The 14,806-nt window shown below is 61.5% G+C and carries 13 protein-coding genes; 9 read left to right on the top strand and 4 right to left on the bottom strand.

What is annotated here, in order from left to right:
* Nucleotides 1-50 precede the first annotated feature (50 nt).
* Complete coding sequence (locus P8L30_03310) at nucleotides 51-2,303, bottom strand: S9 family peptidase (GenBank protein ID MDG2239204.1); 2,253 nt, start codon at nucleotides 2,301-2,303, stop codon at nucleotides 51-53.
* Nucleotides 2,304-2,508: 205 nt separating this feature from the next.
* Between P8L30_03310 and P8L30_03305 the strand changes: the two genes are divergently transcribed.
* Nucleotides 2,509-4,164, top strand: a complete 1,656-nt coding sequence (locus tag P8L30_03305) for a peptidase dimerization domain-containing protein (GenBank protein MDG2239203.1) — start codon at nucleotides 2,509-2,511, stop codon at nucleotides 4,162-4,164.
* A gap of 37 nt (nucleotides 4,165-4,201) precedes the next feature.
* Nucleotides 4,202-5,788, top strand: coding sequence for an amidase family protein (locus P8L30_03300; GenBank protein MDG2239202.1), 1,587 nt, complete (start codon nucleotides 4,202-4,204; stop codon nucleotides 5,786-5,788).
* A gap of 6 nt (nucleotides 5,789-5,794) precedes the next feature.
* Here the strand turns inward: P8L30_03300 and P8L30_03295 are convergent, their stop codons facing one another.
* Together P8L30_03295 and P8L30_03290 are read right to left on the bottom strand one after the other, a co-directional pair.
* On the bottom strand, nucleotides 5,795-7,273 hold the full coding sequence (locus P8L30_03295; protein ID MDG2239201.1) for a hypothetical protein: 1,479 nt from the start codon (nucleotides 7,271-7,273) through the stop codon (nucleotides 5,795-5,797).
* Complete coding sequence (locus P8L30_03290; protein MDG2239200.1) at nucleotides 7,270-7,803, bottom strand: hypothetical protein; 534 nt, start codon at nucleotides 7,801-7,803, stop codon at nucleotides 7,270-7,272. The genes P8L30_03295 and P8L30_03290 overlap by 4 nt, the downstream gene beginning before the upstream one ends.
* A 241-nt stretch (nucleotides 7,804-8,044) precedes the next feature.
* Between P8L30_03290 and P8L30_03285 the strand changes: the two genes are divergently transcribed.
* Nucleotides 8,045-9,346 (top strand): hypothetical protein, encoded by a 1,302-nt coding sequence (locus tag P8L30_03285; GenBank protein ID MDG2239199.1) that lies wholly within the window; start codon nucleotides 8,045-8,047, stop codon nucleotides 9,344-9,346.
* A 45-nt stretch (nucleotides 9,347-9,391) separates the two neighbouring features.
* On the opposite strand, the gene P8L30_03280 is transcribed toward P8L30_03285, so the two are convergent.
* Nucleotides 9,392-9,784 (bottom strand): prepilin-type N-terminal cleavage/methylation domain-containing protein, encoded by a 393-nt coding sequence (locus tag P8L30_03280; protein MDG2239198.1) that lies wholly within the window; start codon nucleotides 9,782-9,784, stop codon nucleotides 9,392-9,394.
* A gap of 206 nt (nucleotides 9,785-9,990) precedes the next feature.
* On the opposite strand from P8L30_03280, the gene P8L30_03275 reads away from it, so the two are divergent.
* The 6 genes from P8L30_03275 to queA are packed head-to-tail and all read left to right on the top strand — an operon-like array spanning nucleotide 9,991 to nucleotide 14,726.
* Complete coding sequence (locus P8L30_03275) at nucleotides 9,991-10,737, top strand: YebC/PmpR family DNA-binding transcriptional regulator (GenBank protein MDG2239197.1); 747 nt, start codon at nucleotides 9,991-9,993, stop codon at nucleotides 10,735-10,737.
* A 48-nt stretch (nucleotides 10,738-10,785) separates the two neighbouring features.
* Entirely contained in the window at nucleotides 10,786-11,256 is a 471-nt protein-coding gene (ruvC, locus tag P8L30_03270; GenBank protein ID MDG2239196.1) for a crossover junction endodeoxyribonuclease RuvC, read from the top strand.
* Between the two features lie 15 nt (nucleotides 11,257-11,271).
* A complete protein-coding gene (ruvA, locus tag P8L30_03265; protein ID MDG2239195.1) occupies nucleotides 11,272-11,856 on the top strand; it encodes a Holliday junction branch migration protein RuvA in 585 nt (194 codons plus the stop codon).
* Complete coding sequence (locus tag P8L30_03260) at nucleotides 11,856-12,611, top strand: hypothetical protein (protein ID MDG2239194.1); 756 nt, start codon at nucleotides 11,856-11,858, stop codon at nucleotides 12,609-12,611. Before ruvA ends, P8L30_03260 begins: the two co-directional genes overlap by 1 nt.
* A 10-nt stretch (nucleotides 12,612-12,621) precedes the next feature.
* Nucleotides 12,622-13,668 carry a Holliday junction branch migration DNA helicase RuvB gene (gene ruvB, locus P8L30_03255; GenBank protein ID MDG2239193.1) on the top strand — a complete coding sequence of 349 codons (1,047 nt, stop codon included), beginning with the start codon at nucleotides 12,622-12,624 and terminating at the stop codon, nucleotides 13,666-13,668.
* Nucleotides 13,665-14,726, top strand: a complete 1,062-nt coding sequence (gene queA / locus P8L30_03250) for a tRNA preQ1(34) S-adenosylmethionine ribosyltransferase-isomerase QueA (GenBank protein MDG2239192.1) — start codon at nucleotides 13,665-13,667, stop codon at nucleotides 14,724-14,726. Before ruvB ends, queA begins: the two co-directional genes overlap by 4 nt.
* The last annotated feature ends 80 nt before the right edge of the window (nucleotides 14,727-14,806 follow it).

Raw genomic sequence — 14,806 nt, 5'->3', positions numbered from 1 at the left:
GCTGAGGCCGAGGGTGCCTCGACGATCACCCGTCGAGACTCCGAAGCGGCCTACGAGATCGGCCGCTCCTTTTTTTCCTCGAGCGTTTCGAGCACCTGCTGCCAATCGAACTTGTCGCCGATGCCACGAACGTAGTGGTCCATCCAGGCGAGCTCTGAGACCGACCGAACCAATCGGTTCCGCGCGTCTGGGATTCCATGACTGCGACCCGGATACATGAAGAGCTCGGTTGGCACATCGAGCTTCTTCAGTGCCATGTGCAGCTCGACCGACTGGGGACTCGGCACCCGGGGATCACCCTCGACGACGTGGATCATCGTGGGGGTGGATGCGTTCGCGATGTACTTCAGTGGGGATTGGTCCCAGGCGGGCTCGAAATTTTCGTACATGAACTCGTCGCCCAGGTAGAACTGTCGATTCCGCTGCACGTCGCTCTGCGCGTACATGCTGATCCAGTTCATGGTGCCCGCGCCTGAGCTGATCGCCTTGAAGCGATCCGTCTGGGTCAGGATCCAGTTAGACCAGTGGCCGCCCGCACTCCAGCCGAAGACCCCCATCTGGTCTTCATCGACGATGCCCTCTGAGATGAGGTGGTCCACGCCGGTCATGATGTCGTCATACCCGAGCGTGAAATAGTCACCCACGATGTCCGTGCGGTGCGCGTTGCCGTAGTTGGTGGATCCGCGGTAGTTCGGCATGAGCACTGCGTATCCGGCGCCTGCGTAGATCTGTGAGCCGTAGCCATCGTTGAACCCAAGCAGATCCGCGCTGGCTGGGCCGCCGTGGATCGCCACGACCAGCGGGTAACGCTGGCCTGCTTGGTACCCGACGGGATAGACCAGCACGCCGCCGACTGTCTTGCCATCTGTCGATGTCCACTCGACCTCCACCTGTTCACCCAGTTGGAAGTCTCGCACCTGCGGGTTGATGTCTGTCAGTTGTGTCCACTTTGAGCGATCCGTCACGTCGTTGACGTCGGCCACGGTGAACAAGGTCGTGGGCGTCAGGGGGTCCTGATAGTTGATCAGGAGCACGCCCGTTTCGTCGTCTTGCGAAACAGAAACAACCGCTCGTTCGTTCGTGATCTGCCGCACGCTTCCTGACTCCACGTCCACGGCGTGGAGCTGACGGGTGACTTTTACACCGACCGTCGTATAGATCGTCTCGCCGTCGTCGGACCAGAATCCCATTCCGAGATTTTCGTCCAAATCTCCGCCCAACTTGCGGAAGCTGCCGTCCCGGTCTGCCACGTCACGAACGTAGATGCGTGAGTTCGTCATCGAGTAGCGGGTCATGTCGTCTGGACCCGAGAAGGCGATGCGGCGACTATCTGGAGAGAAGCTCGGCCGCGACTCTCCGACCTCGTAGTTCTCCGCCAATCTTTCGACGTGCCCGGTGGATACTTCGAGCAGGTAAGGATCGGCGTAGAGGCGGGCCTGAGTGATGTTCCGCTCGTAGCGCTCCGGCGAGCCGCCTGAGAACGCGATCCAAGCCCCGTCCGGCGACACGGTGAAGCCGGCCACGGAATACGCGTCGTCCCGCTCCAAAACGCGCTCCCGCGCAGACATCACGTCGACAGCCCACAGGCTGGAGAGCGGAGTCTCACCGTTCCTCACGTCTACCGTGAAGCCCTCTTCCACGCGCCGCTTTTCGTCTTCGTCAAAGGAATCGGGCCGCGAGAAGTAGATTGTCCCGCCATCGGGCGAGAAATCCCACTGCCCAACGCCTGCGGCTGCGTGCGTGATCTGCTCGGCCTGGACGAATGTGGTGGCTCCTGCGGCCATGCGGTACAACTGCTCTTCACCAGATTCACCGCTCCGGTAGACGAGCCATTGGCCGTCCGGGCTGAGCGAGAATCCCGAGACGCCCTCCTCGGCTTCGGTGAGCTTTCTTGCCTCACCTCCATCGTGCCGCATGCGGTAGAGTTGGTTGCCACTGGCCTCGCCGTCGGAATCTCTGTTCGACGCGAAGACGAAATAGGACCCGTCCGTGGCCCAGGTCGGTTGGCTCTCATTTTTGTCATCCGTGTACGTCAACTGCCGCGCGGACGAGAAACCGTTCCTCATCGAGACGACGTAGATGTCGGTCTGCGTGTCGTCTTCTTGCCAATCCCGGGTGCTTGTGGTGTACAGCATCCACTGGCCGTCTGGACTGGGGGCATAGTCGCCACCGTTTCTCAGCTCCTGCACGTCCATGAAATTCATGGGGCGTTCTTGGGCATGAAGCGGTGCCGACGATACCAATAGGCAAAAGAGAATCGCCGTGCCTGAAGCGGCCGAGGCCTTCCGAATGTCGTGTGCCATGGTGCGGTCCGTAGTCGGGATTGTGTCCAACAACCATTGTATTGTTTCAAATTGGACCCGGCATGTGCGTCTGGCTAGGGCAGCCGGAATTGAGCCCCCCTTCTTGCCGGACCGCCCCCTGGGCTGCATCCTGAGCCCCTGATCATCAACCAGGCCCCGCCTCCCGCCACGGTGCCGCTAAGCAATACTATTCGGAGATATCTAAATGCGTCGTCTTTTGTCCGCTGCCCTGGTACTTGGAGTGGGGCTCACGCTCGTCCCGGACCTGTCAGCCCAGGCCGATCCGCGCCTTGAGGCCCTAAAGGATGAAGCCCAGGAGATGGTTCAAGACCGAGCCAAGCTCGTCCAGGAAATCATCGATCACCTGTTTTCGTTTGGTGAACTGGGCATGCAGGAATTCGAGACCCAGCGTTACTTGACAGACCTGCTCGCAGATGAAGGCTTCGACATCGAGCTCGGCGTGGCCGGTATGCCGAGTGCGTGGACCGCGCGCTGGTCCAACGGCTCAGGTAGCCCTGTGATCGCGATGGGTTCGGATGTTGACGGCATTCCGCAGTCGAACCAGAAGCCGGGTGTTGCATATCGAGATCCGATCCTCGCCATGGCTCCGGGCCACGGTGAGGGCCACAACTCGGGTCAGGCTGTGAACATCGTGGGCGCGCTCGTCGTGAAGGAACTGATGGAGCGTGAGAACATCGATGGCACGCTGCTCATCTGGCCGGGCGTCGCGGAAGAACAGGTGGCGTCGAAGGCTTTCTTCGTTCGCGAAGGCGTCTTCGACGGCGTGGATGTGAACATGTTCACTCACGTGTCGAGCAGATTCGGCGTGAACTGGGGCCAGCAGGGCGGCAACGCGTTGTGGTCGGTCCAGTACCGCTTCCAGGGCGAAACTGCACACTCGGCCGGCTCCCCTTGGCGTGGTCGCTCGGCGCTCGACGCGGTGATGCTCATGGCCCAGGCCTGGGAGTTCAAGCGGGAGCACCTCCGCCCGGCGGCTCGATCTCACTACATCATTGTCGAGGGTGGAGATCAGCCCAACGTGGTCCCGCAGTTCGCCACCATCTGGTTCTACTTCCGCGAGCGTGATTACGAACTCACTAAAGAACAGTTCGACGCCGCAGCGCTCATGGCCGAGGGTGCTGCGCTCATGACCGGGACCACGATCGATACCATTATGACCGTGGGCTCGGCGTGGAGCCGGCACTTCAGCAAGCCGGTTGCCGAGGCGTCTTTCGCGAACATCCAAGCGGTCGGAATGCCGGAGTGGAGCGAGGACGACATCCGCTTTGCCGAAGCCTTCCAGGCGGAGATGGAAGTCGAAGTCACCGGTTTGCAGATCGAGGTCCCAGAAGAGATGAGTGGTCCGGTCGATCTGTCTCGCTCGCTCGGCGGTGGCTCAGACGACATCGGAGACATCTCGTGGAATATGCCCACGGTGACGCTCGGTTTTCCGTCAAACATGAGCGGCGGTCCAGGTCACAATTGGGCGAATGGAATCGCCATGGCGACACCGATCGCTCATAAAGGCGGCGTTGCAGGTGCGAAGGTGCAGGCGCGTACGCTCCTCGACCTCTTCCTGGACGGTGAGACGGTCGAGGCGGCGTGGGACTACTTCAACGACGTCCAGACCGTTGATACCGAGTACATCCCCATGATCGCTCCGACGGACCAGCCGGCGATCTTCCTCAACGAGGGCATCATGGCGCAGTGGCGTGAGCGCATGCGGCCGTTCTACTACGATGCCACCAGGTTCGACACCTACCTCGAACAGCTAGGGATCGAGTATCCGACGATCCGTACGCGCCCCATCTCCGAGGACGGTGCTGCGGAACCCGAGGGTCGCGGCCCCGGCGGAAGCTGATTGCGTTAGAGGTGAGGATGATGTGGGGATGAAGGGCATGAAGAGCATCTTCCTGGCGGTCGGGATCGCATCTGCGGTCCCGGCCGCTTCGGCTGCCCAGCAGATCGATGTTGTCGAGATGACGGTGGCCGACGTCCAAGCGGCTTACGCCAACGGCACCTTCACGGCGGTCGCGTTGACTCAGGCATTCCTGGATCGCATCGAAACGTTCGAGCCGCACTACAACGCGTTCATTTCGATGAACCCTGATGCGCTTGAAATCGCTGCGTCACTCGATGCGGAGTATGCCGCGACAGGACCGCGCGGGCCGCTCCACGGAGTTCCGGTCGTGATTAAGGACAACATCGACTACGGCGGGCTGGTCACCACCGTCGGCTACGAGGGATTCAGCGCGGCGGCGGGAGGACTCGACATGGTCCCCGACGACGACGCTGCAGTGGTGTCACGCCTCCGGGAGGCCGGGGCGATCATCCTCGGCAAGACCAACCTCCCGGACTTCGCGAGTCACGGGACGCGCACGGTCAGCTCGGTAGCGGGCGTCACGCTCAACCCGTACAACGTGGACATGGTGCCCGGCGCTTCGAGCGGCGGCACGGCAACTGCCGTGAACGCGAGCTTCGCTGTCCTCGGACTTGGCACAGAGACCGGGGGGTCGATCCAGAACCCGTCGAGCGCACAGGCGCTTGTTGGTGTGAAGGGTACATACGGCCTCACGCCCATCGAGGGCATCTATCCACTCAGTGGGTCGTACGTGGACGTTGTTGGTCCCATGGCCCGAACGGTGTACGATGCTGCCGTCACGCTCGACGTCTTAGCAGGCCCCACTCCCGAGGACTATGCGACGTATGCCGCAGCCCAGCACATTCCGGAGGGAGGATACGTCGCTGGCCTAGATGCCGGGTCGCTTGAGGGGAAGCGCTTCGGGCTCGTTGGAACGGGCTGGCGGGAGCAGTGGCTTCCGCTCGATCCGCTGACCGAGGTCGAGTACCGGAAGGCGGTCGACGTATTGATCGGGCTCGGCGCCGAAGTCGTCGAGGACCCGTTTGAAGGCAGTGGGTTCAGGGAACTGTATCGCGAGCAGGCGCGGGTGAGCACGTCGACATACGACCAGGCGCTCTACTTTCGGGGCCTTGGCCCGAACGCTCCGTTCAACAGCATCGCAGAGTGGGAAGAACTTACGGGTCGCTCGTTCGGTCGGGGCCGTGGTCGCCGTGGTGGCCCGCCTCCTGTCCCGGCGCTCCCGAGTGCGACCGAGTCCGGGGACGCGTTTCAGGCATGGCGCATAGAGATCCGTGCGCTCTTCCGGGGTGTCATGGAGGAGCACGACCTAGACGGTCTCTTCTTCCCGCAGTCAGGAACGCCGAATCGTCCGCTCGTGCACGACCCAGAGAACCCGGAGAGCCGGCCGAACGACTGGGCTGAGATTCCGAGCAATATCATCAACGACATCGGACTCCCGACCGTGACCGTTCCTTATTCGTACTATGAGGACGGAAGCCCATTCGTCCTCGCGTGGATCGGTGACACGTGGAGTGAGCCGCAACTGCTTAGTTGGGCGTATGCGATGGAGCAGGCGACTCATGCCAGGCGTGCTCCCCAGCTCGAGGAAGCGCCGGGACGCTGAAGCCTGTTAGAGCTCCATCACGAGTCCGACGTCGGGGTCGATCGTCGCCGGCTTGTCCATCAGCGACACCACGATGAACAGGAACATCGAGACCACTAAGGCGACGGCGCCCATATCCGTACTGTAGGGGGCTGACACCCCGGCCACACGCGTCCCGAAGTTGATAGCTAGGCTGGCCACGATAGCAACGACTGCCGCACGAGGGGTCGCTCGTTTCCAATTAAGTCCGATGGCGAGCACGGGGACGAACGCAGCCGCGAAGGTTCCCCACCCGAAGGCACCGAGTAGCGCGACGAGTTCACCGCTGTAGACCGCGATGATCGCCGCGAAGACCGAGAGCCCGACCGTGGTGGCCCGAGCCCATAAAAGCTCGTTCTTTACGGACCGACCAATCAATGCGTTCGGGATATCGTGGACGATTGCGGCGGTCCCGACGTTCAAGAAGCTGTCCGCCGTGGACATGATCGCGGCGAGCAGCGCGGCGAATACCACCCCGGCGAGAACCGGGTTGGTGAAGCCCTGAAGGAACGCGGCCGCGGCCATATCAGGCGCGGCGAGCACGTCATGCCGACCGCTGAGGACCAGCGCCCGCATGGCCAGGCCGAGGCCGATCCACAGGAGCGCCGCGAGCATGTAGGCTCCTGCCATGACCGGGATGACGGTCCTCAGGCCGCGAACCTCCTTAATCATCATGTACTTCGTGACCACGTGGGGCTGCCCAGCTCCCCCCAGCGAGAACACTAGGATCCACGACATCGCCCCGAAAACGCCTATGGTCCCCCATGGACCCATAGCCTGTGCGTCGTCCGCCGCGATGATCGAACTGATTTCTGCCATGCCTCCGTCGAACGTGGTCAGGATGGTCCCGAACACGAGGACAGCGGCGACGACCATGATGATGCCCTGAATCAAGTCGGTATATACAGACGCGATAATCCCGCCAGTCACCGTGTAGAAGAGCAGCACTGAGGTCGACACCGTGACGGTCATTCCCAGACTGATATCCGGAAAGAAATTTGCGTCCCGCAGCACTTCTTGGAGGACCACCGACATCGCGAGAATCTGAGTGGCCAGGTAACCCAAGACCCCGAGAAGCACGACGACCGCCAAGAGGCCTCGCACGAGATTGCTTCGGAAGCGGAGGTAAGCGACGTCCGGGAGCGAGATGCAGTCTCCGAGTTGGGCGAGCAACCGCGCGCGCTTGGCAACAACGGAGAACCCGATCGCGATGGAAATCGCACTCACGACCACCATCCAGATCGAGCTCATTCCCATCCGATAGACGAGGCCGGGGCCACCGACGAAGCCGAAGCCACTGAGTGTGCTCGAGAATGCAGCGAAACCGATCACGAGAGGCCCCAGGTTCCGCCCACCCATGAAGAAGTCGTTGCTCGACTTGGTCCGTCGCATGGCCCATAACCCAACACCGATGCACACACCCAGGTAGATAATTACGGCGGTGAGGATGACGCTACCGCGGTTCAATGCTCACTCCGCTTGGTTTCCATGAGGGCTTCGAAACGGGCTTCAGCTTCCGGGGTGTAGGACACTGAGTCCCATAGCACCACGTAGACGAGCACCATCAGCCAGGGGATATGCCACATGCCGTGGATCATCCAGGCCGTGGGCGGAGGGAAGCCGAAGATGGTGCCGGTGAATCCTTCAGTGGCGTAGGTAGCATCTGTCACGAGAAGGGCGATGAACGTCACCACGTACAGAGCGGATGAAACGCCCATGAGACGTCGCCCTAGCTTCGATTTCGGAGACACGCCGATGAAGACGAAGGCGATCAACACGCCGAGCACGAGCACACCTGACACGTATCCCGCCCACAGCGTCCACGAATCCCCAGGTGCGCCAGAACCACTGACCAACATTGACGGATACGCGGGGTGGGGTGTCGCGACCAATTCCGGGGGCGCGGGAAACACGATCCCGATGGCGATCAGCGCCAAGAGTCCGGACAGGCAGAACAGGAGGGCGTAGATCACGCCTTTGCTGAGATCGGTGCGCATTGCCTGGCTGAGGGGAGGGGATGTGGGGATGGCCGCACGCGAAAGGTGTTTGTCCGGATTAGCCAGCGCCAGACTGCGCCGATACGGCTGACGCTTCAACCAAACCACCCATGCAGGTGTCTTGGTTTCCGGACACGTGTGCGACTCTGCTGGTCTCCGAGAGGAGCATCGCTCGCGTTACCTTTTTGGCTGTCCGCCAAGCGGTGGATTCACTCGGTACACAACACGGCTGCCCACGCACATGCGCCTGCGCCTTACACATATTCCGTTCGCTCTCGTGTGGCTCCTTACGCTCGGGGCCCCGTCGCTCGCAGAGAGTCAGAACGTCCGACCCAATGTCTTCTTCGACTGCAACGGCCGGAACTGCAACAGTCAGTACTACCGCACTGAAATCGATTGGGTGAACTGGGTCAACGACAAAGAAGTCGCTGATGTCCACGTCATCATGACCAGCCAGACGACCGGGGCGGGTGGGAATGAATATCGTCTCGACTTCATCGGACACGGCCAGGCGGAAGGATGGGAGGACACCCACCTCTTCCAGACGCTTCCCACCGACACGGAGCGAGAGCAACTCGACGGCATCTCGCATGCGCTCGGACTCGGGATCGCCAGTTATGCACAGCAAGCCGGCTACCGTGGCCTTGTGAGCCTCACGGGTCCCGCACCGGAGAGTTCAGGCGCAGGACGCCGCCTGGTGTCGCAGGACGAAGTGGACGATCCGTGGAACCTGTGGGTCTTCCGTTTCAACGGCAGCGGCAACTTGGACGGCGAGTCGACGCGCAGCACCACTCGGCTCAATGGGAGTTTTTCGGCGAACCGGATCACCCCGACGTGGAAGATGAACTTCAACGGGAACATCAACTACAACCGGGTCGATATCGAACTCGACAACGGCAACTTCCTCAACGTTCGGACGGATTGGGGCTTCAATCCGCTCATCGTCTACTCGGTCGCCGACCACTGGTCGATCGGGATCCAGGGCCAAGCTGGTCGGATGACCCGATTCAACCAGAACTTCCGAGTCGAAGTCACGCCTGCCATTGAATACAGCGTCTTTCCGTACGACGAGGCGACCCGACGTGCCTTCACGTTCTTCTACAAGGTCGGACCGGCATACCGCGACTACATCGAACCCACGATCTATAATGAGACGTCGGAACTGCGGTATGAGCAGTCGCTCCAGATGCAATTCTCCCAGCGTCAGGAGTGGGGTGATGCATCGCTGCGCATGACCGGCTCGCACTTCTTGAGTGACTTCGAGCGCAACAACCTGGCGATCCGTGGTGACATTGACGTCCGCATCGTTCGGGGCTTCAGCGTAAACATTCGAGGGGACATCGCTTGGGTCAACGACCAGATCTATCTGCCGCTCGATGACGCCACGGATGCGGAGACGCTGCTTCGGCTCCAGCAGGAAGCCACCAGCTTCAACTACGGCATCCAGGTTGGCTTCTCGATTCAGTTCGGGTCGATCTTCAACAACGTGGTGAACAACCGGTTCCGCAGTGCGGGCTTCGGCGGCGGGTACGACCGGCGGTAGTCCGTGGGCCGGCCCGCTCTTACGGAGCAGGCCTCTGCATGCCCGCTAGTTGCAGGCGACCGTGCCTGGCTGCGTGGCGGGAGACCCGTTTGATGCCGACGCGCTGCCGTAGTAGATCCCGCACTGCTGACCTGACAGACCTGAGTGCGTCGCTGTCGCCGCCCACCCGCGCCCATCGGACTCGTTGACCGTTACAGTCACAGCATCCGTCAACGTCTGGTCCATAGCGGTCGTCGTCGCCGCGTAAGTGTTGTTGTCGGTCAAGTAGATCTCTTGCTGGCTCGCCGTGCTCTTGAGGTCGGAGGTTACGGCGGCGATGTACGATTTTGTCCGCATGGAGGAGAACTTCGGGATGGCGATGGTCGCCAGGATGCCAATAACGACCACGACGATCAGCAATTCGATGAGGGTAAAGCCGCTTTTCTGGTTCTTCGGCACCATCTGTTCCTCCTGGGGGGGGAATGAATGTCCCCGGTCCTGGTCATGCTCACGGAGACCGACATTATTCCCCTTGGTAGAAGCGTGCAAGACTTCGGCGTGAAGCATCCTCAGTGGCGATTTGCCCCTTTGGCGGCTAGCCGTACTTTTCTACCTCTGTTTCGGGCGTGCAGCCCGCCATCTGAAGTTGTATCCCCGGAGGTTGTGTGGCCGGCCATAACAAGTGGTCCAAGATCAGGCGCAAGAAAGGAGTCACCGACGCCAAGCGCGGTGCGCTCTTCACCAAGCTGATTCGTGAGATCACGGTGGCGTCTAGGGAAGGCGGTGGTGAGCCAGAGTACAACGCACGCCTCCGTCTGGCGGTGGACACAGCGAAGGGCAACTCGATGCCCGCCGAGAACATTGAGCGGGCGATCAAGAAAGGAACCGGCGAGTTGGCGGGGGTCGCGTACGAAGAGGCGATCTACGAAGGATACGGGCCCGGTGGGGTCGCACTCTACATCGAGTGCCTCACGGACAACAAGAACCGCACCGTAGCGGACGTCCGCCACGCCCTAAACAAGAATGACGGCAGCTTGGGGACCGAGGGGTCCGTGGCCTGGCAGTTTGACCGGAAAGGGCAAATTACCATCGATGCTGCGAAGTACACGGAGGACTCCGTGTTCGACGCTGCGATCGAAGCCGGTGCGGAAGATGTGACCAATGAAGGCGACGAGTTCGTTGTGATCGCTGAAGTATCGGACTTCATGGCGGTTCAGGACGCTATGAAAGCAGCAGGTATCGAAGCCGCTTCGGCCGAACTCACGCGCATCGCCAAGAACGAGGTAGCGGTTGCCGGGCGGGACGGGGAGAAGCTATTGCACCTGCTCGACACGCTCGACGATCTGGACGACGTGCAGAAGGTGCACTCGAACGCCGACATCGACGAAGCCGTTCTCGCCGACGCGACGTAAAGGGCCGCTGAGATCGACGAAATCGACGCGGGTCAGATCATCCTGGGGATTGACCCAGGCACGGCGGTTACGGGATTTGGCGTCGTTGCTCGGAAGGGCGGGGGCGCTGTCTCGTTGGTGGAGTGCGGGGTGATCAGGACGTCGGCGAATGAGCCGCTGACTGCACGCATTCGTGAGATCCACGAAGCCGTGGTTGGACTCATCATCCGTCATCAGCCCTTCGCGATGTCCGTGGAAGACGTCTTCCACGGGAAGAACGCGCAAAGCGCGCTGAAGCTCGGACACGCACGTGGAGCTATTCTTCTGGCTGGAGCGCTCCACGATGTGTCCATTGCCGAGTACGCACCGCGTCAGATCAAGAAAGCGGTGACAGGAACGGGAAATGCCACGAAAGAACAAGTCGCGTTCATGGTGATGCAATTGCTGAAATTGAAGGAGCCTCCGACCCCGCACGATGCGTCCGATGGGGTCGCCGCTGCGCTGTGTCACTCGTTTCTCGGGAGTTTTGCTAATGTCTGATCTCGGGTGCCCGGCATGATCTCTAGACTCAACGGCGTCTTGCTGACTCGGGACACGGATCGGATCGAGATCGAGACTCCTGGTGGGGTCGTCTACGAGGTGGAGATCCCGCTGACCGTCCTTCAACGGCTGCCTTCTCCGGGTGCGACGCTCCAGCTGCGAACGCTGCAGGTGGTGACCGACTCATCTGTGGCCCTCTATGGATTCATCGAGGCGCACGAGCGGACGCTCTTTCGACGGTTGCTGTCGGCGTCCGGGGTCGGCGCCAAAGTGGCTCTGGCTATGATGTCGACGTACGACGCGGAGCGACTCGCCCGCGCCCTCGTCGAACGAGATCTCGTGGCGCTGCAGCAGGTGAGCGGCATCGGTAAGAAGAAGGCGGAGAAGATCTCTCTCGAGTTGGCCGACAAAGTGGCCGATCTCGCCATCGTCACGCCAACGAAGCCCGGATCGATTAGCGGTGCCCAGGAGGCGGTTCAGGCACTGGTAGCTCTCGGCTTCTCCTTCAGCGCTGCGGACAGCGCGGTACGCGCCGTAATCGAGGCCGGCGCTCCGGACTCCACGGAAGAGCTTATCCGGCGAGCACTCGCAAGAGACTGATGCTGGTCTCGTTCGGAAAAGGGGCGAATCAGAAGCGTTCCGGCGTCTGGCGGCAGGTCGCGGCTGAAGTAGGTGCGGTGTATGACGCTCGTAGGCAACAGCGGCCGGATACGGTTCCTGACCTGTTCACGAACGAAATCGTCCGGGAGCGGGAGCGGGTGCCGGTGAAAAAGATGCGCTTTGGCATCAGCGACAACGAAGGCATGGTGGGAGGCACAGACCCTGACGAGGTTGATCTTCTCCACGATCATGCGCCCGCTCGTATTACCGACCCGGAGCGCCTGGTCCGTATGTTCGAACTCCTCCGGGCCGTGCTCGACGAAGTGGCCATTCCGGACGACGAGAGTGAAATGGAACGACAGCTTCGCCGAATCCGGCTTCTCGAGCGCCGCCAAGGCCAGCGAAAACGCAAGCTGGCGGACGACGCTGGCGATGCGTTGGAGGGGATGGGCCACGGTTCGTTGCTGGAGGCGCTCGATGGGAGGCCGGGGCGTCTCGCGCACGGGTCGAAGGAGGTACGCCCGGAGATCATCGATGCGCTGCTTTCCGCGCTCGAGAGACCGGGTGGGCTCGTCGTATCGAACACGGTGCAAGCTCGGGCCAAGCTCGGGGCCGTCGAAGCCCCTCCCGCCCGGACGAGTCTCCCACCCCGGCGGGTCCGATGTCGCCCAATTCCAACACTCTCCCGTTGCCTGCAGATGGACGCGACCAAGAGTCGGATCCGGGCGAAGCGCCAGCCGCTTCTGATGAGTTAGATTCTCCGGCATGAACGAACACACCCACGTCACAACGCCCGAGACGCTAGAAGAAGACGTCGAGGCCGGTCCCAAGCTTCGCCCGACGCGTCTCAGTGAGTTCGTGGGGCAGGAGAAGGTCCGCGAGGCGCTGTCCATCGCCATCGAGGCGGCGAAGTTCCGTGGCGAAGCCCTCGATCATTTGCTGTTTCACGGTCCTCCTGGACTCGGCAAGACGACGCTCGCTTCGCTCCTGGCTCGCGAGATGGGTGTGAACATCAAGACCACCTCGGGTCCCGTGCTCGAAAAGCCCGCGGACCTGGTTGGCATTCTCACGAATCAGCGTGAGGGCGACATCCTGTTCATCGACGAGATCCATCGTCTGCGGCCCGTGATCGAGGAGTTCCTCTATCCGGCTATGGAGGACTGGCAAGTCGACATCCGTCTTTCCGACGGTCCGAAGGCGGATACGATGATCATGAAGATCGAGAAGTTCACATTGGTGGGTGCTACCACGCGGTTTGGGCTTCTCACGGCCCCGATGCGTGCACGTTTCGGCATCGTCCAGCGGCTTAATTTTTACCCGCCCGAAGAACTCGTGATCATCATTCGCCGAAGTGCCGAGATCTTGGGCGTGGAGGTCACGACCGAGGGAGCGGTGGAAATCGCTCGTCGCTCTAGAGGCACGCCGCGTGTCGCGAACCGGCTGCTGCGCCGCGTCCGTGACTTTGCTCAAGTAAGGGCGGATGGCCGGATCGACGAGTCGGTCGCTGGAGATGCGTTGACTCTTCTCGACGTGGATGAGTTCGGGTTGGACGAGATGGACACCCGTGTGCTGAGGACCCTCATCGAAAAATTCGAAGGAGGGCCGGTGGGGCTGAATTCGCTCGCAGTTGCGATGGGCGAGGATGCGACCACACTGGAAGAGGTCTACGAGCCCTTCTTGATCATGGAAGGCTTCTTGATGCGCACAGCCCAGGGACGGGTGGCTACGCCACGCGCGTTCCAGCGTCTGGGGTACACGATTGCGGACGCTAAGAAAGGACCCCAAGGCACGCTCTTCGTAGAGGAGTCTTGAGGAGCCCAGACGGCTCGCTCGTCTCCGACTACGAGTACGAGATCCCGGACGAACTGATCGCGCGCTATCCGGCGCCGCGGCGCGACGGCAGTCGACTGTTTGTGCTCCCCAGGACGGGTTCAGCACCATCCCGTCACCTTGGGTTCGCGGACATCGTGGAGCTCTTCCACCCCGGAGATGTCTTGGTCGTCAACGAGAGCAAGGTGCTCCCGGCGAGACTCGTCGGGCACAAGCCTACTGGGGCGCGCGCCGAGGTCTTTCTGATGCGCCCGGCACCCGACTCCGATGACCCACTCGTTTGGGAGGCGTTGGTTCGACCCGGAGGAAAACTCAAGCCGGGTCGTGAAGTCATCATTGGGGAGGATCTCTCGGTAGAAATCCTTGGTGGCGCGCCGGGCGGAGGCAGAACCGTGAGGCTCGTGACCGACCTCACTGTGGACGAGGCGCTCGACCGGCACGGTCACATGCCGCTGCCGCCTTACATGGGCCGTGAAGAGGAACCACTGGATCGGGAGCGCTACCAGACCGTCTATGCGCGTACCGCCGGGTCAGTGGCGGCGCCCACGGCCGGCCTGCATTTCACTCCTGAGTTGCTCGACTCGCTTACCGAACGAGGTGTGATGCGCGCGGAAGTCATCCTCCACGTTGGCATCGGGACGTTCCGACCCGTCGAGACGAACGATCCCGCTGAGCACGAGATGCACCATGAGCGATATGCGGTGACATCTGAGGCCGCATCGATTGTGAACGACGCCAAGCGGGCTGGTGGGCGCGTCTGGGCCGTCGGCACCACAGCTGTGCGTACACTCGAGTCGGCCGTGAACGAGGCCGGGGAAGTGGTAGCTGGTTCGGGTACCACGAACCTGTTTCTCCGCCCGCCGGCCGGGCCCCGTGTGGTAGACGGATTGTTGACCAATTTCCACTTGCCAAGGTCGACGCTGCTCATGCTCGTGTCCGCTTTCGCGGGTTACGACCGAACGATGTCGGCCTACCATGAAGCGATTGCGGAAGGGTATCGCTTCTATTCGTACGGCGACGCCATGGCGCTTCTTCCCTAACTCTGTAGTTGTCCGACTTTCCGGCTCCGCCGGAGTCAGTAGATTTCCAGATTCCTATTCATCATCCACCCGCAGTCCAG

This window comes from Longimicrobiales bacterium (genome assembly GCA_029245345.1).
In the GTDB taxonomy this organism is placed as follows: domain Bacteria; phylum Gemmatimonadota; class Gemmatimonadetes; order Longimicrobiales; family Gaopeijiaceae; genus CALFPJ01.
This window is presented reverse-complemented; position numbering and strand designations above follow the sequence as displayed.

Excerpts from the sequence above, each read along its gene's own strand:
- P8L30_03310 (MDG2239204.1), bottom strand. The coding sequence starts at position 2,303 with ATGGCACACGACATTCGGAAGGCCTCGGCCGCTTCAGGCACGGCGATT.
- P8L30_03305 (MDG2239203.1), top strand. The coding sequence starts at position 2,509 with ATGCGTCGTCTTTTGTCCGCTGCCCTGGTACTTGGAGTGGGGCTCACG.
- P8L30_03300 (MDG2239202.1), top strand. The coding sequence starts at position 4,202 with ATGAAGAGCATCTTCCTGGCGGTCGGGATCGCATCTGCGGTCCCGGCC.
- P8L30_03290 (MDG2239200.1), bottom strand. The coding sequence starts at position 7,803 with ATGCGCACCGATCTCAGCAAAGGCGTGATCTACGCCCTCCTGTTCTGC.
- P8L30_03285 (MDG2239199.1), top strand. The coding sequence starts at position 8,045 with ATGCGCCTGCGCCTTACACATATTCCGTTCGCTCTCGTGTGGCTCCTT.
- ruvA (MDG2239195.1), top strand. The coding sequence starts at position 11,272 with ATGATCTCTAGACTCAACGGCGTCTTGCTGACTCGGGACACGGATCGG.
- P8L30_03260 (MDG2239194.1), top strand. The coding sequence starts at position 11,856 with ATGCTGGTCTCGTTCGGAAAAGGGGCGAATCAGAAGCGTTCCGGCGTC.
- ruvB (MDG2239193.1), top strand. The coding sequence starts at position 12,622 with ATGAACGAACACACCCACGTCACAACGCCCGAGACGCTAGAAGAAGAC.